Below are 22,370 nucleotides of genomic sequence, written 5' to 3'. Positions count from 1 at the left end.
TTTCAGGCTCGGTGGTCTAGCATATCTATGGACAAAGTATTTCTTACCCTAGGCGTTGTTATTGTTGCTTTAATATTTTTTATTGGTGAGTGGTTGCCGGTTGATTTTATTGCCCTGTGCATTCCAGTTATTTTAATTGTTTTAAATTTAGTGACTCCAGATGAAGCCCTTTCTGGGTTTAGTAATTCCGCTACCATTACCGTGATGGCTATGTTTATTCTCAGCACCGGCATTAGCCGCACAGGAGTCATGCAAATGGTAAGAGATTTATTGGTTCGATGGGGAGGCAAGACTATCTCTAACCAAATTTTAGCTCTAGGCTTAATTATTGGCCCGATTAGTGGTTTTATTAATAATACGGCTGTTGTTGCTGTTTTTTTGCCGATAATCGAAGAATGGTGTAATCAACAAAAAATTGCTGTGTCTAAAATGTTTATTCCTCTTTCCTATGTAACGATTTTAGGAGGAATGCTCACGGTAATAGGCACATCAACTAATGTTTTAGCCAGTGGATTATCTAAACAATTAGGTTATGAAGAATTTAAATTATTCCAGTTTACGCCACTAGGAATGATTACTTTTTCAGTTGGCTTAATTTATTTAGCTTTTATTGCTCCTCTTCTTTTGCCAAAAAGAGAACAAAGTTCTGATTCATTAAGTCAAGATTATAAATTAGAAGATTATGTTACTGAAGTCATTATTACGCCAGGCTCAAGTTTAATTGGGCAAACGCTACGACAAAGCGGAATTCAAAGAAAATTTGACTTAGATGTTCTAGAAATTATTCATAATGGCAATCATTTTCCTCAACCTTTAGCTGATAAAACTTTATCGGCGGGAGATATTTTATTAGTGAGAGGAACGAGAAAAGATTTGCTAAAAGTCCGAGATGCTAAAGATATTGAAATTTTACCTGACCTGAAATTCGCAGAAAAAACGTTAGAATCTGAACTAACAACCGGAGAAGAAAAAGTCGCTGAAGTGTTAATTCTTTCTAACTCTCGCTTAATCGGTTCCACCTTAAAAGATTTGCGCTTTAGACAGCGTTATAATGGCACAGTTCTCGCCATTCGTCGTGGACAAGAATTGGCAAGAGAACGCTTAGGAAAAATCCCTTTACGTTTCGGAGATTTATTACTGGTTCAGGGGCCGAAAGAAAGTTTTATCGGTTTACAAACCACTCGAGAACTTCTAGTTATTGAAGAACGAGATGTAGAAACCTTAAAACAAGATAAAGCCCTCATTGCTCTAGGGATTATTTTAGGGGTTGTGGTGATAGCCGCTATGAACTGGTTCCCCATTTTAGTGACAGCTTTAATCGGTGTGATTTTAATGGTATTGACTGGCTGTCTCAAACCCGGAGAAATTTATGGTGCAGTGCGTTGGGATGTGATTTTTTTATTAGCTGGATTAATTCCTTTGGGAATAGCAATGGATAAATCGGGGGCTACTCAATGGTTAGCTGATAATCTAGTGACTTTAGGAGGCGGCTTATCAGGTTTTTGGATTTTACTCTTTTTCTTTATCATTACTTCTATACTAACAGAAATTCTTTCTAACAATGCCTCTGTAGTCTTAATGATGCCCATTGCTGTAAAAGTAGCAGAAAGTTTGCATCTGAGTCCTTACGCTTTTATGCTGGCTGTTACTTTTGCCGCTTCTAATAGTTTTATGACTCCCATTGGTTATCAAACAAACACGATGGTGTATAGTGCTGGCGGCTATCGGTTTTTAGATTTTACTCGGGTGGGTGGGCCGTTAAATTTATTGATGATAGTCATCACACCCATATTTATTGTTTTGCTTTACGGACTTAACGGTTAGATAAAATTCCCTCCTTCTTTGGGACTGTGCTATGCTTGAATATCAAATGAGTAAGTCAGCCTAATCCTCTTGAGATAGAAGATAGAGGTACGGGGGAACCAACTTTGGGGCGTATTTTGACAGAAAAAGCATCCTAGTTTCTGCTAAGAGGGACATCTCTCAGTCCTAGCCCATCAGCTAACCTCGTCGGCATTGGGAGAAGCCTGAAAAATTACAGCATTTTCAGTAATGTCTAAATTTCTTCAGTCCGCTTCGCTGCTACTCGATTAATTGATTGTTTAGTTAATCTATCCAGTTGAGGCATTACTATGAAAAACGCTTTCGCTCAGATCTTCTAAAATTATTAGAACTCTTGTCTAATTCAAGTTTACTTCAATTCTTTTAAGTTTTGCTTTTTACCTGATGGTATTTTGCCTGAGTGCCTTTTTAAATTCTCCTCCTCAATCTGCTATCTTTTTAGTTTTGAACTAACTTATGCAAACGGATTTTTAAATTTTGTAAATTTTGCTATTTTACTTATGGAAAACTTACCCGCGATTATTGCTGCCTTAACTTTTATAGGTGTCATCGGCATCATCATGGCAGAAACATTACATCTGACAGTAGCCGCTTTATTGGGAGCATTAATATTAGTTTTTACCCATGTAATGACGTTATCAGAAGCGATCAACTATATTAGTGCTTCTTATGCCACCCTAGCCTTATTTTTTGGCGTAATGGTTTTAGTGAGAGCTTTTGAACCGACTAAAATCTTTGATTATTTAGCCACCCAAATGATTTTATTAGCTAAGGGAGAAGGAAAATTTTTACTGTTAGGAGTAGTGGCTATTACAACCCCCATTTGTGCCGTTTTACCCAATGCTACGACGGTGATGTTATTGGCTCCTTTAATTCCGCCAATTGCTCAAGATATTGGCGTTGATTTTGTTCCTTTATTAATTTTAATGGTATTTGTGGCTAATAGTTCGGGTTTAATGACTTTAGTAGGAGACCCCGCCACCTTTATTGTGGGAGACGCTATTAATATTAGTTTTAATGACTATTTATCTCGCTTGAGTTTAGGCGGAGGACTTGCTGTTATTACCATTGTGGTTATGGTTCCTTTCCTATTTTCTGACCTTTGGAACAAGAAATTTAGTCACTTAGAAGATTTACCTCATCCAAAAATTAATCATCCAAGAGTGTTAATGCTAGGAGGATTAATTGTTTTATTTGTTTTGACCTTTTTTGTGGTGGGGGAATCTTTTCCGGTGCCGATTTCTCCGGCAGCAGTAGCGTTATTAGGTGCGGCTTTAGCCCTACTCTTAGCCCATCAAAGTAAAATTGACACGGTGAATAATATTTTAAGAGATGTGGATTGGAGTACCTTAATATTTTTTATGTCAATTTTTGTCTTGATTGGAGGATTAGAAAAAACCGGAGTTGTCAATCAATTATCGGCAGTGCTGGCAGCAATTTTAGGAAAAAATATTGCTTTAGGAGCGGTCAGTTTATTATTTTTAGTCGGACTTTTGTCGGCTGTAGTGCCGAATATTCCTCTAGTAGTCGCTATGGTACCTTTATTAAAACAATATTTAGTCAATGTGGGCTTAGCTACTCCCGAAGTGCTTACCCCAGCTTTTGATGGCCAATTTGCCCCCGAAGTCTTGCCATTATTTTATGCTATGATGTTTGGAGCGACTTTAGGAGGAAATGGCACATTAGTAGGAGCCTCTTCTAATATTGTCGCGGCTGGAATTTCTGAACAACATGGTAAAAGCATCTCCTTCAAGAGGTTTCTAAAATACGGAATTCCCGTCATGTTTATGCAACTGGTAACCTCGACTATTTATATCACTGTTTTCTTTCTTCTTTAGCGTAATTAAGAAAGCTTATGCACCTGAAGTTTTCTCAAGATTTAGATTCTCTGCTAAGGCGGTTAGCCCTTGATCCGCTAACGCTTAAAGACATTCTAGAACAAACTTCAGAACGCGGCTTTAGTTTAATGATTGGTTTGTTAGCGTTACCCTTCCTATTTCCCTCGATTCCAGGATTACCGGTTTTTTTTAGTTCCGCCAGCATTTTATTATCAATACAAATGGCGTTGGGTAAACGGAAACCTTGGCTACCCAAAAAAGTTGCTCAAGTTCAATTTCCTCGAAGATTAAGCCGACAATTGCTCAAACGAGTGAAAGGATTACTCAAACTGGTGGAAAAAGTTACTCGTCCTCGCTGGTTGATCGTGGCTAATCATGCTTATACTTGGCAAATTAACGGATATTTGATGACTTGGTTAGCGATATTATTGATCCTACCGGTCCCTTTTACTAATCCTTTACCTAGTGTAGGGATTTTACTGTTAGCAATAGCCACCCTAGAATCAGATGGCTTATTAATGTGTTTGGGCTATATCTGGAGTCTTGGCGTTACGATCTTTTTTGTATTTATTGGCTATACCTTCTGGCAAGCTTCCACTCAGTTAATCAACTGAATCATAAAAAAAGCCAATCTACAATAATTGTAGAAAATCCCTTCTTCTTTGCGCCCTTTGCGTGAAAACAAAAGACCCATTTGCATTACGCTTCACGCCTTACCCAATACTGGTTATGATCATTGATAAACCAATCTAAAGCTAAAAAATGAATTATGGAAATTATCCCCGCAATTGATTTACTCGAAGGACGCTGTGTCCGCTTATATCAAGGAGATTATCAGCAATCCCAAGTCTTTAACGATAATCCTGTCGCTGTGGCGCGTCAATGGGTAGAACAGGGAGCAACCCGCCTTCATGTAGTAGACTTAGACGGTGCTAAAGCCGGTAAACCTGTAAATTTATCAGCCATAAAAGCGATTGTTAGGGCGGTATCTATTCCTGTACAAGTAGGAGGAGGATTACGTGATCGTAGCAGTGTCGCCGCCTTACTCAATTTAGGGGTAAATCGAACCATATTAGGAACAGTTGCGGTAGAAAACCCTCAGCTAGTTCAAGAACTTGCTCAAGAATTTCCCGATCAAATTGTGGTGGGTATTGATGCCCGAGATGGTAAAGTCGCTACGAGAGGATGGTTAGAAACCTCCCAAGTAGAGGCCAAAGACCTTGCTCAAAAGATGGCAGATTTAGGAGCGGCAGCGATTATTTATACTGATATTCATCGAGATGGAACCTTAAGCGGTCCCAATTTACCTGCGTTGCGAGAATTAGCTAAAGCAGTGAATATTCCTATTATTGCCTCTGGGGGAGTTAGTTCTTTAACTGATTTATTAAGCTTACTCGCTTTAGAACCTTCAGGTGTAACCGGAGTCATTGTGGGAAAAGCTTTATATACTGGAGAAGTAGATTTATCAGAAGCAATTCGAGCCATAGGAGATGGACGCTGGCAGGATATTCCCCCAGACCTAGGGTTTTCAGCTTTTGCTTAAATTTGTATCAGGATCAAGAACTAGGTCTAATCTCTGCAATTTGCTAGGATTAACTATATAGCAAATCCTATAATCATATAGGAAAGCTAGACCTATCTGAAAAATTTTAAGCAATTGTTCTTAATTGTCTCTATAAACTCGAATGGGAAACGAAACAATTACACTATTATCGAAACGGGAAATAGAAAAAATGCGTCGAGCGGGACAGTTAGCCGCCGAACTATTAGATCATCTAGCACCCATGATCCAACCAGGAATTAGTACCCTAGAAATTAACGATGAAGCAGAACGTTGGACACAAGCTCATGGAGCTATCAGCGCACCTCTAGGCTATCATGGATTTCCTAAATCGATTTGTACCAGTGTTAATCATGTCATCTGTCACGGAATTCCTAATGAGGCGCAAATTCTTCAAGATGGAGATATTATTAACATTGATGTCACCCCAATCATAGACGGTTATCACGGCGATAGCTCTAAGACTTTTTTTGTCGGTACGCCTTCCCCAGTGGCTAAAAAGTTAGTAGAAGTGACGGAAGAATGTTTAAAACGAGGAATTTCTGCCGTTGGCCCTGGAACAAAAATTGGTGATATTGGCGCGGCTATCCAAGAATATGCGGAAGGACATGGCTTTTCGGTAGTTAGAGATTTTGTCGGTCATGGTATCGGTAGAGAATTTCATACCGCTCCTCAAGTTCCCCATTATGGGACAAAAGGAAAAGGCAAACGACTTCGTCCAGGTATGGTCTTTACCATTGAACCGATGATTAATGAAGGGACTTATGAAGCGGTAGTTTTAGAGGATGGTTGGACAGCCATTACTAAAGACTATAAATTATCGGCTCAGTTTGAACATACCATTGCGGTTACTGAAGATGGCGTTGACATTCTAACTCTGCCTTAGTTTTATATAGCAATCCTATATGAGTTATTGCCTTTTTCGACAAGCACTCCTGTACAAAAAAAAGTAATAACCACAGATGAAAACAGATAAATCTGTATCTTAACCACTTAATAACTTATTTGGGATTGCTATATTTTATTGATTATTATTTTCCAATTCATTGGCGTTTATCTAATTTAAATGAACAGATAATCATTAAAATTTACAATTAATTTAGATACTAAACTTAACATCATATTGCCAATGAACAACTGATCGATTACACTATAGATTAAATAAAGTTCTAGAGCTAAAAAAGCTTTTCCTGTAGGTGTGATGAGCAATCTAAATCATACATAAGTTTAATGGGTAACTTAGAATACAAATAACAGCGAAAGCACGGACTACACCAACAATTATTTTATATAAAAAAATGACTTCCCCTTTCGATCCGATCAATCGTGGGTTTATTATCATCGCCATTGTAGGCTTAATGCTTTTGATGGTAGCAGTTTTAACCGGGGCTGCACCAGATTTGATCGAAGATGAAGGCGAAAAAAGACTGTTCATTCTTCGTATTCCCTTAATTGGCCCTTTACTGGCTCTGTTAGGTGTTGGGGAAGTGCCTATCTTGTTTCTGTTAGGAATTTACCCCTTTATGATTGGAACTGTGGGATGGAGTGGGAATTTACTTTGGCATTGGTATTATAACGTCTATCCTACCACCTCCCCCGGTTGGTGGGTCGTTCGTCTTATAGGGGTTGTCCTTGCTAGAGGGTTTACTTTTATAGCTGGTAGACTCAGGCGCTTATTAAAAACCCACACCGTAGCCGAAAAAATGATCCCTGAGCGTTTTATTGGCATAACAGGCAAGGTTTTAGCAGTTTTGGGGAATGGAATGCTAGAAGTAGGGGTTCATGATGACTTAGGAAAATGCCTCGTTCAAATTTATTGTCTTCCCTGGGAAAATGCCACAGATAAAAGCTTTGCTGTCGGAGATCAAGTTTATATTGTGGACTTAATTGCTCCGAGGCGCTATTCAGTTGTTAAGTTTGATAGTGAAGATCAAATGCGAACTATGGCCAACTATTAACAAACTTTACCACCGCAAAATGATTCTAATTCCGATTCTTATTAATTTTTTTCAGCTATAACAACCGCCAAGACGGTTAAGGCAATCTGAAAAACTTTTATCTCTTGCCTCTTGCCTTTTACTATTTTTGGAGCGACTATGAATCCTAAATTTCAACTCAGCTTGTTAAATCATCTCTTTGAACAACAAAATACTCAGACCTTTATAGAAGTTTCTGCTAATCCCACCTACGAACAACCTATATTAGCACAAATGCCCACCAGTCAGGATTTAGGCTGGCTAATACCAGTAGGAATTATTTCGGGCAGTCTGATTACAGTTTTAATCACTATTTATGTTCTCTTTTCTAAATTTTATCGCGTTTGTAATACCAATGAGGCTTTTGTAATTTCAGGTCCCACTCGTGATAAGCAAGTGGTTACCCGTTCTACCTTATTTTTTCCGGGATTTGAAACCATTACCGTTGTATCTTTAAATCAAGTTACCGTGACCGTTGTACGCGGCAATACGATTGAAAAACCTTTGCGAACCAAAGACTATTTAAAAGCCGTATTTAATGGCAGTCTTCAAGTGCGAGTTAATCCCGATCAAGATAGTGTTCGTAATGCCGCTATGTTACTTGGGGCGGGAAAAAAAGGAGAACAAGAAATTGTTGTCGCCGAAGACGAAATTAAAAAGCGGGTTAATGATATTCTCGAGGGCCATTTACGGGATGCCGCTTCTCAAGCGAGTCTAGGGGAACTACAAGGCAGTGTAGAAACCGTCACTAACTATTTAAAATCGAAAGTAGAACCCGATTTAGCGCGTTATGGACTACAACTTTTAAATATTGCTATCACAAATATTGATGAGTTAAATCACTACAACCCAGATAATTATCTAGATATTCAAGCCGTCGTCACCCGAGAATCTATCGTTCAACAAAACAAAAAAGAACTAGAAAAAGTTCAAGAAGTAACTAAAACCGAAATTGCTCAATTAAAGTTATTAGAAACCCAAAAACAACTTGATGCTGAACGAGAACTGAAACAAAAACAATTAGAAAATACCCTCCAAATAGAACGAATGACCTCAGAAAACGAACGGGCAGTTCTAGAAGTTAAACAGACAGAAAGGGCAAAACAAGAAATCCTCAAAGTGATTAAAGAACAAGAAATAGAAGAAGGGTCGATTATTTCTCAACAACAACTGCGAGAGAAACATATTCAACAACAGCAAGTCATTCAAGAAGCAGAAATTGCCAAAGGCATTGCTATTAATCAGAAAAATCAACAACTTGCCGAAGCAGAAAAAGCGTTAATTGAGTCTCGAAAAGCTGTTGCCTTAGCCGAAACCGATAAAGAAACCGCGATTAAAATGGCTGAAGAAGACCGCTTAAAAGAACTAGCTAAAATTAAAGCCCAACAAGAAAAAGAAACCGCCCTAATTGCTAAACAAGGGGAATTAGAACAAAAACGACTCGCAGCCGAAAACCAAAAAACAATGGCTGTTCAAGAAGCAGAAGCCATTACCACTATAGCGGCGGCTGAACTCGAAAAAGCCCTTAAAGAAGCCGAAGGGGAAAAAGCTAAAATTGCGGCACAAAATACCTTATCCATTAAAGCGCTGACGATTCAACTCGCTGATCAACACATGGATACGTTAATTGCTACTCTACCTCAAGTGATGAAAGCCTTAGCGCCTCAGCCGGGAGTTTTGGGGAATAATCCGATTATTTTAGCAGGAGGACAGGGTGATAATAACGGTGATCCGACTAAAATTTTATTAGCCACCAGTGGGTTAACCTTGCTCACTAAACTTTTACAAAGTCCTATGATGACTAATTTGGGTAAGCAGCTAGTTCAAGGATTAAATGATAGTGGACAGGTGGATCTCAGTAGTATAGTAGAGTCGGTGACACAAAACCCGCAAACTATTGAGCAAATTTCCCAAAAAGAAGCTCAGGTTACTCAGTCGGTTCATAAAACCACTACGACTTATAAAACTAGCAGTTAAGGTTGCTGTTTAATCTTGTGCGGCCCGATGTAGGTGTAGAAAAAGCGGTTAAACAAAATTTGGCTGTATAGTTCATCAGCTAAGGCTTTGAGAGGCATCGAGATAGAAAAGTCGGGCCACTCCATTGAATCTTTATGAGGGATTGAAACCTTCTTACTAGAAAACAATGACTTTAAAATATACAGAAGTTTTTGTTGCATTAGCCGCCAGTAATTTTGAAACATTAGTTAACTTCTATAGCAACTTATTAAACCAAAAACCCAATCCATACCTGCCCAATAATTATGCTGAATTTAGGCTAAGCGGTCTAAAACTCGGAATATTTTCTCCTAAAAAAAGTCATCAGTCCGAATTTTATCACTCTGCCAAAACTCGGATGAGCTTATGTTTTGAAGTAGAAGATTTAGAAGCCGCCATTAATCATTTAACCCAGATGGGATATCCGCCGCCAGGAGAAATAATCATCGAAAATCACGGGCGAGAAATTTATGCTTATGATGCCGAAGACAACCGCTTAATATTACATCAAACAAACAGTTAAGTGAACAACCCACAGCGAATCAAAGATTACGCTGTGGGCTTCTTCCATACCCAGAAACAAGCGGAACAGTGGATTTTTTACGTCCACCGCTACGTCTTACAGTTTGGCGATAGGCTTTGCCCCCCGTTCCAGAGGTCAAGATTCGTAGTCCCTCATCTCTGAGGTTAATAGCTGCATTAACGTCCCTGTCGTGAGTTGTTTGGCAGTTTTCACAAGTCCATGCCCTAATATCAAGAGGTAAACTATCTACTTGATTTAAGCAGACATGGCAAGTTTTAGAACTAGGAAAAAACCTATCTACTTCTTGATAAACTTTTCCTTCTTGTTCTGCCTTATATTTAAGCATCGTCATAAACATTCCCCAACCGACTTGATGGATTGCTTTAGATAGTTTATGATTCTGCATCATATTTTTTACAGCTAGATTTTCTACAATAATGACTTGGTTTTCGTTAACTATTCTACGTGATAGCTTATGCAGAAAATCTTCACGACAGTTCGTTATTTTTCTATGAACTTTAGCAACTTTTAATCTAGACTTGTTACGATTAATAGAACCTTTTTGTTTTCTAGATAACTGTTGCTGTTTAATTTTTAAATTCTTTTCATGTTTTTTCCCAAATCTAGGGTTATCAAACTTAGATCCTTCGCTTGTTATACAAAAATGGGTCAACCCTAAATCAATACCAATTGCCTTTCCTTCTGTAGATGATAATGGTTTCTCTTTGCCCTCACGCAGTGGCGCGGAGCGCTCTTCAAACAAGACGGCAGCAAAATATTGCTGAGAACGGTTTTTTGAAATAGTTACAGTCTTAATCTTTCCTTTAATAGGTCTATGAATAACTGCTTTGACTTTTCCTATTTTAGGAACTTCCAAATAATTATCAAAGATCTTAACGTTATGAGGGTATTGAATGGATTGTTTACCATGTTTTGACTTAAATCTTGGATACTTGGCTCGTTTCTCAAAGAAGTTAGTAAAAGCAACTCCTAGATTAAGACAGACTTGTTGCAAACAAGCAGAATAAGCCAAAGACAACCACTCATACTCTTTTTTAAGTTTTGGGATGATCTTTTTGACATCATATCCCGATAATCCTTTCCCCGTCTCTTTATATGTTTGATTCATCAAGTTAAGGCAATGATTCCATAGCCAGCGACAATTACCGAAAGATTGCTCCAACGATTGTTGCTGGTCTGTATCTGGTTGCCCTAAGCCAGATATGTCACCATTCTAGCTCGGCTTCAGAACGTAGCATGAGACTTTCACCTCACTACGCTCCTCTCTCTAATGGCTCTTTGTCATGAGTACCAGTTATATCCTGTGCAGTTTTCAGGTCGTGGCAATGTCGATGGAGTAGCTGCTTATTATCTTTTGAGTTTTTACCCCCTTTAAACTTGGGGATAATGTGGTCGGTTTCTATTAAATCTCCTTCTTGGAAGTGTAATCCACATTCAGCACATCGTCCTTTCTGTTTTTTCAATAGATAGGCTTTTTCGGCTGGCATTTCTGGGTGTGACCCCATTCGACTACTCCAGTAGATTAAATCCCCATCGTATGGACTTCTATTACCTTTACTCCCCCTTTTAACCAGGCTTTGATTTGTCGTCTTAGCTTGGGGTAAGTGTGGAGTTTTGCCAACAATTTTTGGTGGTTAATTTTATCGAAGCATTTTGATATATCCGCATCAAGCACATATTTAGGCTTTTTATTGATGCTTATGTATATTGCTCCGACTGCGTCATGGGCTGAACGACCTGGGCGGAATCCATAAGAGTTTGGCTCAAACACTGCCTCCCATTCAGGCTCTAGGGCGAGTTTAACTAAAGCTTGTAAGGCTCTGTCTTTCATCACCGGTATCCCTAGAGGTCTTTTTTCATCCGTTCCAGGTTTCGGAATCCATATTCTACGAGTTGGTTTTGATTTGTTGCCAATTTTTAATTCCTTAGCAAGTGCCATTCTTTGAGATGGGGTTAATGATTTAACTCCGTCAATTCCTGCGGTTTTCTTGCCAGTATTATCTTGACTAACTCGTCTTACTGCTAATAATTTAGCTGACCAACTTTTTAGGAGTAGCCTTTGTAATTTGTGGATTAATTTGACATTACCCTGTTGACTGGCTTTGTATATTCGTTTTTGAAGTTTAAAGACACATCTTTCGGCTTTTCGCCAATTAATGTCCTTCCATTCATACATCGGTTTTAACACCGTGTTCATAACTTTTACGCTTCTACTAGCAACTATACATTCCATTAGACAGTGTGTACGTCAGCTTATCCTTATTGTTATTTAAGGCTTTGGCTTCTTAGACAATCCTTCCCTCTATATACCTTGCGCTGGTTACTTCTCAAGTTTCGACCTTTTCTTGAGAGGTCTATAGGGGTTATTTCGTTCCCAATAACCGTATTTCTAACCTTAGTGTCTTCCTCTATACCGAGACTTTGTAGATGTTCCTGATTAAGCTATATCTTCTTTCAGTACCTTAGTCTTTTGACTTTTGTCTCCAGCCAATAATCTGCGTAGGCTGGTTGTAAGTAACGATACTTCTATCGGAAGTTCTTATTCATACACATAGTTAGATTCTAGACGGGATTTAAGGTCAGATTCCTTATTACCGCCGTTTAACCCCGCTTTTCCCATTTTGATGACCATTCTTCATAGGAAGGGGTTATGCTGTCACTCCAACATCTAGAGGGATGGGCTTTCACCATCACGGTTATTAAGTTGTTAAGGTTTATCACCTTACCCTACCCACGTCTGTTAGACTTTTGGTAAGAACGAATCGCACGATATAACCTTACTTTGACAACTCTTAACATATTTAGAGTAAACATGGATTTACCATAAAAGAGTATAGCATATAGTTTTTGGTTTGTGTCACAATTATGCTCCGCGATTCATGAGGGGCTGCGGGGCGAATTACTTCGCCCCTTTAAAAGCCCCGTCTCACGGTGATTTGTGGGTATTTTTATCGAAAATTCACCTTTTAGCTTCTCGCAGGAGAAGCTAAATTTTATTCATCCCTGGCATTATTGCCCTCCAACTTATCCCAAACAGCTTGTAACAACTGTTCCAGACCAATTCTAGCCACCCCAGAAATCATAAAAACAGGGTCTTGTGTTAGCTGTGCTAAATCATCCTTAACCCTGAGTGCTACAGATTCATCAATAGCATCTAACTTATTAAGTCCGATAATTTGGGGACGATCAATTAAACCTCGCCCATAAGCGGCTAACTCTTGTTGAATAATTTGATAATCATTAATGGGATCATCTGCCGTCAGATCCACCAAATGTAACAGTAATCGAGTACGCTCAATATGACGAAGGAAATCATAACCCAATCCTACCCCCTCATGCGCTCCCTCAATTAACCCCGGAATATCAGCAAAAACCGTACCATCTCCCGTTGGTTTGCGAACAACTCCTAAATTGGGGACTAAAGTTGTAAAAGGATAATCAGCAATTTTCGGACGAGCAGAAGAAACCGCAGAAATTAGCGTTGATTTTCCCGCATTAGGTAAGCCAATAATGCCCACTTGGGCCAGTAACTTTAACTCTAGACGGATGTGGCGATGTTCTCCCTCTAAACCCGGTAACGCATATTCTGGCGCACGATTTTGATTACTTAAAAAATGTTGATTTCCTAAGCCGCCCTTACCGCCTTTAGCTATACACAACTTTTGCTCTTTGTCAACTAAATCTCCTAAAATTTCTTCAGTCTCAGCATCATAAACCATAGTACCAAGCGGCACTTGAATAAGCCGATCCTGGCCATTTGCGCCTGTACGGTTACTCGGTCCGCCGCGTTTACCGTCATCAGCTTTAAAATGACGACTATATTTAAAATCTAAAAGGGTTTGGAGATGTTCAACCGCCACTAAAATAACGGAACCTCCCCGCCCCCCATTTCCTCCCGAAGGACCGCCGGCAGGTACATATTTCTCCCGGCGAAAGGCGACTATTCCATCGCCTCCCTTTCCTCCTTCGACTTCAATTTCGGCTTGATCAATAAATTGCATGATTTGCTAATAAAAAAGAGTGTTCTCCTGTAAGAAGAATGTTAGATATAAGGCGTGATATCCTCCTTACAGTCATCGGCCAGGTAAGACAAAGCGCGAAAACGAAGACCCACTAACTGATCATAAAGAGGATTCAGTTTACACATGGGGGGGATATGTACTATTTTATGGCCAAAAAGGGTAATGTCCCTTTCAAATGGACATTGAGGAGGAACCATTTTACAAATAAATCTCGCTAGGCGAGGGTCATGAATTTCCATCCCATCTAACCACTGTTTTAACGGGTTTAGGACATTAGGATGGGGTTGAGGTGGACTTACTAAAGAATGTTTAGCCGGAGGTTGTGAAGGATCGCTTACAGGTTCGGCCGGTTGGCAAAGGGTTTGTTCAAGAGACTCGAGGGCTTCAATTTTAAGCTCTAAAGCTTCGCTATATTGACGTAGAAGGTCCGCTTCTGTGGTAGAAAAAATTCCATCAGCGATCGCTACTAATACAGCAGTCCTCAAAAAGTTTTCAGCCGTATTTTTATCTTTACCTAATCCTGCAACTAATTCCTCTGGCGTAATCGATTCAAACAGAACAAACTCATCATCAAAAGTCAATTCATGAGTAATATCAGCGATCATTTCCTGCTCTTTAGGGTTATAATCCCCATCAGACCAGGCAATCGTTAATAAACCTCTTAACCATGTTGCAATTTGCTCGTTAGAGTAGGAAGGTTGAGCTACGCTAACCATAGATATCCCTAGCCATTTGACTACACATCTGTATATGATTCGATCTTATCGTTAATTGGTCAGTTAGTGATTGAGCGTTAAGTTTTGGCAATGATCGCAAGTAAATGACACCATTAATTAACAATGTCCATCCTCATGTCGGAATTTTAAGTTTTGTTAGTTTGTTTACAGACTTTAGTACCAAAATGATCACGAGTATTTTACCCCATGTGAGCTACATAGCTTGATCAGTAAGCCCTTTAACCTTTTTAGCCGCTAAAATTTGTTTAAGTCTCAATAACTGATAAGTCTTAACTAAAGTTGTGCCGCGTGTAATGCCGCCCCAATTAAACCCACTTTAGGATTGAGTACCAGATGAACCGGAATTTTTCTGAGTAATGAACTGACTCTTCCCTTATGTAAGAAAGCCTTCATAAAATTCCCCTGCTTCATCAGAGATAAATTTTTAGTCGTGATGCCCCCTGATACATATAACCCCCCGTAAGGCAGCAATTTTAAAGCTAAATTTCCCGCTTCTGCCCCATAAGCTTCTACAAATAACTTCATCGTCTGTTGACACAGATAATCGAGTTTTTCATGGGCGGCTTTAGAAATTTCTGCGGCTAGATCGATGGTTTTATGACTCTTTCCTAGTTCCCGTTCCCAAGTCTGATAAATCGGAGCAAAATAAGAAGATTCTTGGGACGGGTCTTGATGTCTAAGAAATTGATAAATGCTGACAATTCCTTGTCCTGACACAACTCTTTCTACAGATACCCGGTCAATATTAAGAGTTTCTAATAAATAACTCAGGAGTTGAAATTCTAAAGTGGAGCGAGGGGGAAAATCGGCATGAGAACCCTCACTCGAACAAACCCGGTAACTTCCATCAGACAGAGGAATTAAATAACCTTCTCCTAACCCTGTTCCTGCCCCGATAATAGCAATAGGCGCATTTTCGTCTGCCGGCACATCCTGCAAAGTCGATAGGTCATCTTTTGTCAGTCCTACTACTCCATAACCGATGGCGGCAAAGTCATTAATTAAGCTAACTTTCCCAATACTCAGTTCTCTAGCAAGGCGATCACTCGATAGTGACCAACTGAGGTTAGTCAGTTCTGAGGTATTATTTATCACTGGTCCAGCGATGCCAAAACACCCTTTTTCTATGGTTACTGCTGTATTAAGCTTATCAGTTGCCTCCTGAAGAAATAAACGTACAATGGGGACTAAATCGGGAAATTCTTGACTAGCATAACTGTTTTCCCATAGGGTTGTTTGTTTAGGCAACTGCTTAGGAGTCTCGGTTGGTTGTGAGTTGACTAATCTAAGAATGGTTTTGGTTCCGCCGATATCTCCGGCCAGTAAGATGGTCATAACCTTTAAAAATTGATAGGGAATGAATAGGGCTAAAGTTGCTTGATAATCCAGTTTTATAGCCCTTTGAATGTCTTGATATTTTTTATTATTACTGTGATAAGGGTAAAAAACTGGGTTTTATCTTACATTATTAGAGAACCTAATCCATAGACCAAGTTCCTTTAGGAAGATTGTTGTCAAGCACTCACCCTACAACCGAGTTAAAAACCCTAAACTGTGACGATTTTAGGCGTTATTAGTTGAAAAATATTGGGAACAATAAGTCTGTAGTTTTGTGAGTGATAAAACTCATGGATGAAGACCTTAATGTTTGTTTGTTCATTCAGCGCAGACCTTCACGAAAGTTTTCTCTTCCCGGAAAGGCCGCTCGTGAAATGGCAGAAGAACTCGTCATCTTGACTAATGGCGATCGCGCTCAAATACAAGCCATACTCAGTGATTTAGTTGGCCAATATCCTGATAAGTGTATTGATTGGTATATTGAACAGGCAGTCAATCAACTACAAAAACAACGAATGTAAGGTCAAGCTATTGACTTTTCAAGACTTGTGATGAAAAGAAAAGTTATTTAGATGGGCGTATTTTCTACGCCCTTACATTAATCAAATCGACTTTAATTTGAGTTAAAATTTTCGATTTGGGCTTGGCAAATAAGAGTCATTTTACCTGGAGATACTTTTAATTCTGTTAAATAAAGCTGCATACCTTCAAGTTCAAAATTGCTCAAATCCAAAAGGTCATGAGTCTGTTTAAGCAAAGCATCTGTTACTTCAGAAGAAAGATCTTCTCCTTTAGTATATTCGATATGATCCAATTTTACCTGTTGATGGTCACTACTAATATGAGGCTCTGCGGTAAAAGCAATTTCTCGATTTTCTCCCGTCTCTGGCCAAACAATTTGGGCTTCGAGAAAAATTTTATTATCTTCGGGTAAGCGGAATTCTATTTTTTGAGCATCTAGAGTGACCGGTTTACCATCCACAGTTATTTTTAAATTTTCTTGCAATTTCTGATGAAGATAATCAGAGTTAAAAGCCCGATTAATATCTACTTCTGTTAAAATTACTTGAGCTTTTGCTTCAGTAGGATGTGTTAACTCGATTTGACCAATAGCAAGTTTTAAGGGATTAATAGCAATAGAATCGGTTTCAAGCCGCATTTTCTCGACTCTTAAGTCTTCTTGCATGACCATACCTTTTCCTTGTATGGATACAGCATCAACTTGCCCTTGCATAGCTTTGAGGGGGTCAGTTTTAACGTCAACATTAATATCTTCCACCTCATCAAGTTGACTTTTAATGCCCATTTCTGCTACTTTACTTAATGCTTTTTCCCCTAAATCAGCATTATCTTGACTCATGAATGATTTTCTCCTTTTTCAAATCCTAAAAGCTGATCGTCTTAACTGTTTGATGCACTGTTTTTAAAGTCTCACAGGTAAATCGGAAATTCATCAGCCTTTTGAGGGAGCTAAAAAAAACAAAACTTAAAACTTTCTCTATATTTTTGTGTAGATAAAAGGACAACATCAATAATCTAGATATCATAGGAAAGAAATTATGATGAGGAAATGCCCATGACCACTGTAATCAATAATCTATCCCATCCCTCTGTTAATATTCCCTCTGGATATCTCAATATTATGGGTTATGTAGATGAATCACAAGTCAATGGACCTGGTTGTCGTGCAGTGGTTTGGGTTCAGGGATGCAAAAGAGAATGTCCAGGATGCTTTAATCCGGCTTCTTGGTCCTTTGAGATTAATCAATTAATTAGTGTAGAAGAACTTGCCCAAAAAATTATCAGTAACCCACGCAATGAGGGGGTAACTTTTTCTGGGGGTGAACCCTTTTGGCAAGCGGCTGCTTTGGCCGAATTAGCAAAAAGGGTTAAAGCCGCAGGTTTAAATGTTATGTCTTTTAGTGGATTAACTTTAAATGAATTACAATCTGAGTATGCTCCTCCAGCAGCCAAAGAATTATTAGCTCAACTAGATATTTTAATCGATGGTCCTTATGTAGAGTCTTTAGCGATTAATTCTCCTGAGTCTCCAGTTTCATCCCGCAATCAAAAAGTAAGAATTTTTAATCCAGCTTTTGAAGATAAAATTAGTTGGGCCAGCGATCAGATAGAAATTCATATTCTCAAAGATGGAAGCCGTATTATTACAGGTTTTCGAGGTCAACTGGGCATTAGTGATGACTAGATTAGATTGCTTGCCTAATTCTTTGAGCTATCTTTATTCATATTTTTTAAAGCTGATGAGAGATGAGTTAGACTGTAAAGCCCATAAATTCTCATCTCTCAGATTAATCAGTTATTTCATCAACAGATTTTCAGATTCTGTAAAAGTTGTTTTTAATTTGGATAACTCTTGATGAAACTGACTGATGTCTTCTTGTAATTCACTGACAACCTGACTAGCTTTTTGGGTTAGCTGAGGTTGTAGGAAAGCAGATGTTTTTGCCGCTCCATCGATATGAACTAATAAGTAAAGGGGAAATGTAATTGTCCCTGCTAAAAATAATCTTTTCAACATCTCACACCACACCCGGTAAATACATAAGTAGCAAGCTAGTTCTTGCCTATTTCATCATAACCCATTAAGTCTTAAATAGCCTCTTTGGTGTGACACTTATTGAGGTGTTTTTTCTTTTAAGTAAATAGGCATAATTAAAAGGGAAATAAAACCGCATCCAACGGTGGCGATTTTTGATTAGCTAGAATTTATTATCACTAAGAATTATTGATTTGATTTAAATATTAAATTTTATTTAAATTTAATATTTAATTAGAGATTTTGTTAATTAGATTACCTATCTCTAAACATTGACTGAAGACTTTTTTATGGTATTTTATTCCGTTTTTTTTAATTCCTGTTTCTCCATAGCTTTCTTCTAGACTAAATCCAGTCTTCATCCTCCTCATCAGAGTCTTCATTAAAATCTTCATTAAAATCTTGCTCTTGTTCTTCTCCTTCTATATATGGACTATCTAAAAGAGGTTGAACCGGGGTAGAAATGATCTCCGGTAAAATTTCCGAAGGCTTTTTCCCATCTATTTCTGTCACGATAATCTCATTACTTCTCAACCAGACTATTCTTCCTTTAACATCACAAGCAACCAGCATCATAACTTTATCTGAGTTATCACTGGTGAAAAGATCATTTAAAACTCTTGAAGGAAGGGAACTTTTGGATGCTCCCAAGCCTGCATTCAATAAAATATATTCGTTTCCTGAATCGAGATGTTTGATGATAACTGTCATGATTTAATTCGTCAGTAGTCAGTTGTTAATCGACGCTTATGTTCTATTTTTTACTCCTTACTTTTTGAAGTGCTAATTTTAATTATTGCTGTTGGGCACTATGAGTGCGAGGTGCTGTGGTAGCTGCGTTAACAGGAGGACTAAAAGTCGAGGTTTGACCGCTAGAATAAGCATAAGGTAAAGAGGTTTCTGCAATTAAAGCATCCAGATTGGCTTCTATCACAGATGAAGGTTGTTCCCCGATGCTTTCGGCAATTGCTTCTCCACGACCATTGAAATAGACAAACTCGGGAATTCCATCTACTCGATAACGTAGGATTTCAGGTAACCATTTACTGTTATCGACATTAAGCATAACAAAATTTACCTTTTCGGTATATTTCTTTTTAATGGCGGCCAGATCGTCTGCCATAGCCTGGCAGCTAGTACACCAGTCCGCATAAAATTCCGTTAAGGTGGGTTTTCCGTTGGTGAGGGCAACCTCTAACGGCGTAGCTTTTTGAGCTTGTGCTTCTAAAGACGTTGAGTTAGCCTGTGTTTGAAAACCGAGAAATATAGTCGCACTAAGGACAACGGCGACTATGGCGATTAAAGTATTTCTAATTCGAGTTGCGGCTGTTGCTGTTGACATTGATACACAAAGGTTAAAGAAGACAGTTGTTAACTACTTTAATAAAATTTTTGGGCATCTGCCCAGTAGTTAAGATTGCAGCCAGCCTTATTATTTTCCCAATTTTCCCCAGTTCGCAACATTCTGACTCAATTTTTTGAGTAAAAATACTTAATATTGAATGACTTCAAGTTAAATCTAGTCTTAAACTAAAAAAATTTTCCCCTGATGAGAGGTGGTCGGAGGGGATCAGGTGAAGGCAAAAGCTCAAAAGCTTGCTGGGAGGAGGTTACAAGAATTTCCCAAAAAAACTTGCCAAAGGGTTGACAACCCCTGTGCAATTGAGTATATTGGTAAATGCGCGGTTGAGAGAAACCACTCTGAACGCGCCCCGAACCTAGACAAAACAATAGTTTGAAAGCCTTAATAAGCCAAACCCTTGTTAAAAAAAATTATAAGTCTTGATGCCTAGTTTGTCTAGGAGCAAGACAAAAAAACAAGAAAAAACTTCTATAGGCTTTAAGTTTATAGAAGGAGCTAGAGAAAAAGAACATTCATGTTCACCATGGAGAGTTTGATCCTGGCTCAGGATGAACGCTGGCGGCGTGCCTAACACATGCAAGTCGAACGGGGTAGCAATACCTAGTGGCGGACGGGTGAGTAACGCGTGAGAATCTGCCTTGAGGATGGGGATAACAGTGGGAAACCAATGCTAATACCCAATAGGCTGAGAAGTGAAAGATTTATCGCCTGAAGAGGAGCTCGCGTCTGATTAGCTAGTTGGTGGGGTAAGAGCCTACCAAGGCGACGATCAGTAGCTGGTCTGAGAGGATGAGCAGCCACACTGGGACTGAGACACGGCCCAGACTCCTACGGGAGGCAGCAGTGGGGAATTTTCCGCAATGGGCGAAAGCCTGACGGAGCAACGCCGCGTGAGGGAGGAAGGCCTTTGGGTTGTAAACCTCTTTTCTTAGGGAAGAAGCAAGTGACGGTACTTAAGGAATCAGCATCGGCTAACTCCGTGCCAGCAGCCGCGGTAATACGGAGGATGCAAGCGTTATCCGGAATTATTGGGCGTAAAGCGTCCGCAGGTGGAATTTCAAGTCGGCTGTCAAAGCCCGTAGCTTAACTACGGTCAGGCAGTGGAAACTGAAAGACTAGAGGCCGGTAGGGGTAGCAGGAATTCCCAGTGTAGCGGTGAAATGCGTAGAGATTGGGAAGAACATCGGTGGCGAAAGCGTGCTACTGGGCCGGACCTGACACTGAGGGACGAAAGCTAGGGGAGCGAAAGGGATTAGATACCCCTGTAGTCCTAGCCGTAAACGATGGAGACTAGGCGTAGCTTGTATCGACCCGAGCTGTGCCGAAGCTAACGCGTTAAGTCTCCCGCCTGGGGAGTACGCACGCAAGTGTGAAACTCAAAGGAATTGACGGGGGCCCGCACAAGCGGTGGAGTATGTGGTTTAATTCGATGCAACGCGAAGAACCTTACCAGGGCTTGACATCTGTAGAACCTAGGGGAAACTCTGGGGTGCCTTCGGGAGCTACAAGACAGGTGGTGCATGGCTGTCGTCAGCTCGTGTCGTGAGATGTTGGGTTAAGTCCCGCAACGAGCGCAACCCTCGTTCTTAGTTGCCAGCATTAAGTTGGGCACTCTAGGAAGACTGCCGGTGACAAACCGGAGGAAGGTGGGGATGACGTCAAGTCAGCATGCCCCTTACGTCCTGGGCGACACACGTACTACAATGGTCGGGACAAAGGGCAGCAAACTCGCGAGAGTAAGCGAATCTCATCAAACCCGGCCTCAGTTCAGATTGCAGGCTGCAACTCGCCTGCATGAAGGAGGAATCGCTAGTAATCGCCGGTCAGCATACGGCGGTGAATTCGTTCCCGGGCCTTGTACACACCGCCCGTCACACCATGGGAGCTGGCCACGCCCGAAGTCGTTACCCTAACCCCTTGTGGGAGGGGGATGCCGAAGGCAGGGCTAGTGACTGGGGTGAAGTCGTAACAAGGTAGCCGTACCGGAAGGTGTGGCTGGATCACCTCCTTAAAGGGAGACCAATGATTAACTCAACTGGTAAATTCTATAACCGTTGAAGTTAAGGAAATCCCAAGGTCGGAACAAGGAAAAAGGTAGAGGCTTTCAAACTATAGTCGAGGTTGTGGGAATCGGGCTATTAGCTCAGGTGGTTAGAGCGCACCCCTGATAAGGGTGAGGTCCCTGGTTCAAGTCCAGGATGGCCCACCTGCCCCGAACTAAAAAGGACAGCAGCGACTTTTGAGCGACAAAAGCGAATGCTGGACTTGAAAAGTCCGGTCAACAGCACCTTGAAAACTGCATAAGAAAGAGAAAGAGTCAAAGAAACTAGAGAATCTGGTCAAGCTACCAAGAGCTAACGGCGGATACCTAGGCACACAGAGGCGAAGAAGGACGTGGCGACCCACGAAAGGCTTCGGGGAGTTGGAAGCAAGCAGTGATCCGAAGATATCCGAATGGGGCAACCCTAGAAACGGTCAGTTGAATCCATAGACTGAAACGAGCCAACCGGGCGAATTGAAACATCTTAGTAGTCCGAGGAAGAGAAAGCAAAAGCGATTCCCTAAGTAGCGGCGAGCGAAAGGGGACCAGCCCAAAC

19 protein-coding genes, 1 tRNA gene, 2 rRNA genes, 1 pseudogene and 1 riboswitch (1 of these 24 running past the window's edge) are annotated in these 22,370 nt (G+C 40.1%); of the genes and pseudogenes, 13 read left to right on the top strand and 10 right to left on the bottom strand.

The features are described 5' to 3' along the window. The first annotated feature begins 27 nt into the window (after positions 1-27). The 8 genes from CYAN7822_RS07385 (at position 28) to CYAN7822_RS07350 (ending at position 9,735) form a co-directional block, all read left to right on the top strand. A complete protein-coding gene (locus tag CYAN7822_RS07385; protein WP_013321612.1) occupies positions 28-1,824 on the top strand; it encodes an SLC13 family permease in 1,797 nt (598 codons plus the stop codon). A gap of 47 nt (positions 1,825-1,871) precedes the next feature. Further along, positions 1,872-2,030: riboswitch (cyclic di-AMP (ydaO/yuaA leader) on the top strand. A 312-nt stretch (positions 2,031-2,342) separates the two neighbouring features. After that, positions 2,343-3,680 (top strand): ArsB/NhaD family transporter, encoded by a 1,338-nt coding sequence (locus CYAN7822_RS07380; RefSeq protein ID WP_013321611.1) that lies wholly within the window; start codon positions 2,343-2,345, stop codon positions 3,678-3,680. Between the two features lie 17 nt (positions 3,681-3,697). Beyond that, positions 3,698-4,294, top strand: coding sequence for an exopolysaccharide biosynthesis protein (locus tag CYAN7822_RS07375; protein ID WP_013321610.1), 597 nt, complete (start codon positions 3,698-3,700; stop codon positions 4,292-4,294). A gap of 155 nt (positions 4,295-4,449) precedes the next feature. Beyond that, the gene (gene hisA / locus CYAN7822_RS07370; RefSeq protein ID WP_013321609.1) at positions 4,450-5,223 is read left to right on the top strand and encodes a 1-(5-phosphoribosyl)-5-[(5-phosphoribosylamino)methylideneamino]imidazole-4-carboxamide isomerase; all 774 of its coding nucleotides are present in this window, start codon (positions 4,450-4,452) and stop codon (positions 5,221-5,223) included. 142 nt (positions 5,224-5,365) lie between these two features. Further along, positions 5,366-6,127 carry a type I methionyl aminopeptidase gene (gene map / locus CYAN7822_RS07365; RefSeq protein WP_013321608.1) on the top strand — a complete coding sequence of 254 codons (762 nt, stop codon included), beginning with the start codon at positions 5,366-5,368 and terminating at the stop codon, positions 6,125-6,127. 412 nt (positions 6,128-6,539) lie between these two features. Beyond that, complete coding sequence (locus CYAN7822_RS07360; protein WP_041933167.1) at positions 6,540-7,199, top strand: hypothetical protein; 660 nt, start codon at positions 6,540-6,542, stop codon at positions 7,197-7,199. Between the two features lie 138 nt (positions 7,200-7,337). Continuing rightward, positions 7,338-9,194, top strand: a complete 1,857-nt coding sequence (locus tag CYAN7822_RS07355; RefSeq protein WP_013321606.1) for a flotillin family protein — start codon at positions 7,338-7,340, stop codon at positions 9,192-9,194. A gap of 166 nt (positions 9,195-9,360) precedes the next feature. Beyond that, positions 9,361-9,735, top strand: coding sequence for a VOC family protein (locus CYAN7822_RS07350; protein ID WP_013321605.1), 375 nt, complete (start codon positions 9,361-9,363; stop codon positions 9,733-9,735). Between the two features lie 19 nt (positions 9,736-9,754). Here the strand turns inward: CYAN7822_RS07350 and CYAN7822_RS07345 are convergent, their stop codons facing one another. From CYAN7822_RS07345 to CYAN7822_RS07320, 6 genes and pseudogenes are all read right to left on the bottom strand, one after another. Continuing rightward, positions 9,755-10,960 (bottom strand): RNA-guided endonuclease InsQ/TnpB family protein, encoded by a 1,206-nt coding sequence (locus tag CYAN7822_RS07345; RefSeq protein WP_013321604.1) that lies wholly within the window; start codon positions 10,958-10,960, stop codon positions 9,755-9,757. Between the two features lie 49 nt (positions 10,961-11,009). After that, complete coding sequence (locus tag CYAN7822_RS40485) at positions 11,010-11,261, bottom strand: HNH endonuclease (protein WP_049802508.1); 252 nt, start codon at positions 11,259-11,261, stop codon at positions 11,010-11,012. Positions 11,262-11,311: 50 nt separating this feature from the next. After that, positions 11,312-11,953: pseudogene (locus CYAN7822_RS07335) on the bottom strand (reverse transcriptase N-terminal domain-containing protein); the annotation flags it as partial. Between the two features lie 796 nt (positions 11,954-12,749). Then, positions 12,750-13,757, bottom strand: coding sequence for a GTPase ObgE (obgE, locus tag CYAN7822_RS07330; RefSeq protein WP_013321603.1), 1,008 nt, complete (start codon positions 13,755-13,757; stop codon positions 12,750-12,752). Positions 13,758-13,798: 41 nt separating this feature from the next. Next, the gene (locus CYAN7822_RS07325; protein ID WP_013321602.1) at positions 13,799-14,494 is read right to left on the bottom strand and encodes a Mo-dependent nitrogenase C-terminal domain-containing protein; all 696 of its coding nucleotides are present in this window, start codon (positions 14,492-14,494) and stop codon (positions 13,799-13,801) included. Between the two features lie 294 nt (positions 14,495-14,788). Continuing rightward, positions 14,789-15,850, bottom strand: a complete 1,062-nt coding sequence (locus tag CYAN7822_RS07320) for a glucokinase (RefSeq protein WP_013321601.1) — start codon at positions 15,848-15,850, stop codon at positions 14,789-14,791. A gap of 293 nt (positions 15,851-16,143) precedes the next feature. On the opposite strand from CYAN7822_RS07320, the gene CYAN7822_RS07315 reads away from it, so the two are divergent. After that, positions 16,144-16,374, top strand: a complete 231-nt coding sequence (locus CYAN7822_RS07315) for a hypothetical protein (RefSeq protein WP_013321600.1) — start codon at positions 16,144-16,146, stop codon at positions 16,372-16,374. 92 nt (positions 16,375-16,466) lie between these two features. Here the strand turns inward: CYAN7822_RS07315 and CYAN7822_RS07310 are convergent, their stop codons facing one another. Beyond that, positions 16,467-17,213, bottom strand: a complete 747-nt coding sequence (locus tag CYAN7822_RS07310; protein ID WP_013321599.1) for an LmeA family phospholipid-binding protein — start codon at positions 17,211-17,213, stop codon at positions 16,467-16,469. A 216-nt stretch (positions 17,214-17,429) separates the two neighbouring features. On the opposite strand from CYAN7822_RS07310, the gene CYAN7822_RS07305 reads away from it, so the two are divergent. Continuing rightward, positions 17,430-18,059, top strand: coding sequence for a 4Fe-4S single cluster domain-containing protein (locus CYAN7822_RS07305; RefSeq protein ID WP_013321598.1), 630 nt, complete (start codon positions 17,430-17,432; stop codon positions 18,057-18,059). 111 nt (positions 18,060-18,170) lie between these two features. Here CYAN7822_RS07305 and CYAN7822_RS07300 read toward each other — a convergent pair whose 3' ends face one another. The 3 genes from CYAN7822_RS07300 to CYAN7822_RS07290 all read right to left on the bottom strand — a co-directional run bounded on the left by CYAN7822_RS07300 (position 18,171) and on the right by CYAN7822_RS07290 (position 19,752). After that, entirely contained in the window at positions 18,171-18,392 is a 222-nt protein-coding gene (locus CYAN7822_RS07300; protein ID WP_013321597.1) for a hypothetical protein, read from the bottom strand. A gap of 363 nt (positions 18,393-18,755) precedes the next feature. Continuing rightward, positions 18,756-19,121, bottom strand: a complete 366-nt coding sequence (locus CYAN7822_RS07295) for a hypothetical protein (RefSeq protein ID WP_013321595.1) — start codon at positions 19,119-19,121, stop codon at positions 18,756-18,758. Positions 19,122-19,203: 82 nt separating this feature from the next. Further along, the gene (locus tag CYAN7822_RS07290; RefSeq protein ID WP_013321594.1) at positions 19,204-19,752 is read right to left on the bottom strand and encodes a thioredoxin family protein; all 549 of its coding nucleotides are present in this window, start codon (positions 19,750-19,752) and stop codon (positions 19,204-19,206) included. A gap of 541 nt (positions 19,753-20,293) precedes the next feature. Between CYAN7822_RS07290 and CYAN7822_RS07280 the strand changes: the two genes are divergently transcribed. The 3 genes from CYAN7822_RS07280 to CYAN7822_RS07270 form a co-directional block, all read left to right on the top strand. Beyond that, a 16S ribosomal RNA gene (locus tag CYAN7822_RS07280) occupies positions 20,294-21,784 on the top strand. Positions 21,785-21,905: 121 nt separating this feature from the next. Further along, positions 21,906-21,979: transfer RNA gene (locus tag CYAN7822_RS07275), tRNA-Ile, on the top strand. A gap of 131 nt (positions 21,980-22,110) precedes the next feature. Further along, positions 22,111-22,370 (top strand): 23S ribosomal RNA (locus CYAN7822_RS07270) (it continues 2,625 nt past the right edge of the window). The 16S and 23S rRNA genes sit together here with 1 tRNA gene alongside, the layout of an rRNA operon.

The organism is Gloeothece verrucosa PCC 7822 (assembly GCF_000147335.1).
Taxonomy (GTDB): Bacteria; Cyanobacteriota; Cyanobacteriia; order Cyanobacteriales; family Microcystaceae; genus Gloeothece; species Gloeothece verrucosa.
This window is presented reverse-complemented; position numbering and strand designations above follow the sequence as displayed.

Coding starts and splice junctions, on each gene's coding strand:
- CYAN7822_RS07385 (WP_013321612.1), top strand. CDS start 28: ATGGACAAAGTATTTCTTACCCTAGGCGTTGTTATTGTTGCTTTAATA.
- CYAN7822_RS07380 (WP_013321611.1), top strand. CDS start 2,343: ATGGAAAACTTACCCGCGATTATTGCTGCCTTAACTTTTATAGGTGTC.
- CYAN7822_RS07375 (WP_013321610.1), top strand. CDS start 3,698: ATGCACCTGAAGTTTTCTCAAGATTTAGATTCTCTGCTAAGGCGGTTA.
- hisA (WP_013321609.1), top strand. CDS start 4,450: ATGGAAATTATCCCCGCAATTGATTTACTCGAAGGACGCTGTGTCCGC.
- map (WP_013321608.1), top strand. CDS start 5,366: ATGGGAAACGAAACAATTACACTATTATCGAAACGGGAAATAGAAAAA.
- CYAN7822_RS07360 (WP_041933167.1), top strand. CDS start 6,540: ATGACTTCCCCTTTCGATCCGATCAATCGTGGGTTTATTATCATCGCC.
- CYAN7822_RS07355 (WP_013321606.1), top strand. CDS start 7,338: ATGAATCCTAAATTTCAACTCAGCTTGTTAAATCATCTCTTTGAACAA.
- CYAN7822_RS07350 (WP_013321605.1), top strand. CDS start 9,361: ATGACTTTAAAATATACAGAAGTTTTTGTTGCATTAGCCGCCAGTAAT.
- CYAN7822_RS40485 (WP_049802508.1), bottom strand. CDS start 11,261: ATGGGGTCACACCCAGAAATGCCAGCCGAAAAAGCCTATCTATTGAAA.
- obgE (WP_013321603.1), bottom strand. CDS start 13,757: ATGCAATTTATTGATCAAGCCGAAATTGAAGTCGAAGGAGGAAAGGGA.
- CYAN7822_RS07325 (WP_013321602.1), bottom strand. CDS start 14,494: ATGGTTAGCGTAGCTCAACCTTCCTACTCTAACGAGCAAATTGCAACA.
- CYAN7822_RS07320 (WP_013321601.1), bottom strand. CDS start 15,850: ATGACCATCTTACTGGCCGGAGATATCGGCGGAACCAAAACCATTCTT.
- CYAN7822_RS07315 (WP_013321600.1), top strand. CDS start 16,144: ATGGATGAAGACCTTAATGTTTGTTTGTTCATTCAGCGCAGACCTTCA.
- CYAN7822_RS07310 (WP_013321599.1), bottom strand. CDS start 17,213: ATGAGTCAAGATAATGCTGATTTAGGGGAAAAAGCATTAAGTAAAGTA.
- CYAN7822_RS07305 (WP_013321598.1), top strand. CDS start 17,430: ATGACCACTGTAATCAATAATCTATCCCATCCCTCTGTTAATATTCCC.
- CYAN7822_RS07300 (WP_013321597.1), bottom strand. CDS start 18,392: ATGTTGAAAAGATTATTTTTAGCAGGGACAATTACATTTCCCCTTTAC.
- CYAN7822_RS07295 (WP_013321595.1), bottom strand. CDS start 19,121: ATGACAGTTATCATCAAACATCTCGATTCAGGAAACGAATATATTTTA.
- CYAN7822_RS07290 (WP_013321594.1), bottom strand. CDS start 19,752: ATGTCAACAGCAACAGCCGCAACTCGAATTAGAAATACTTTAATCGCC.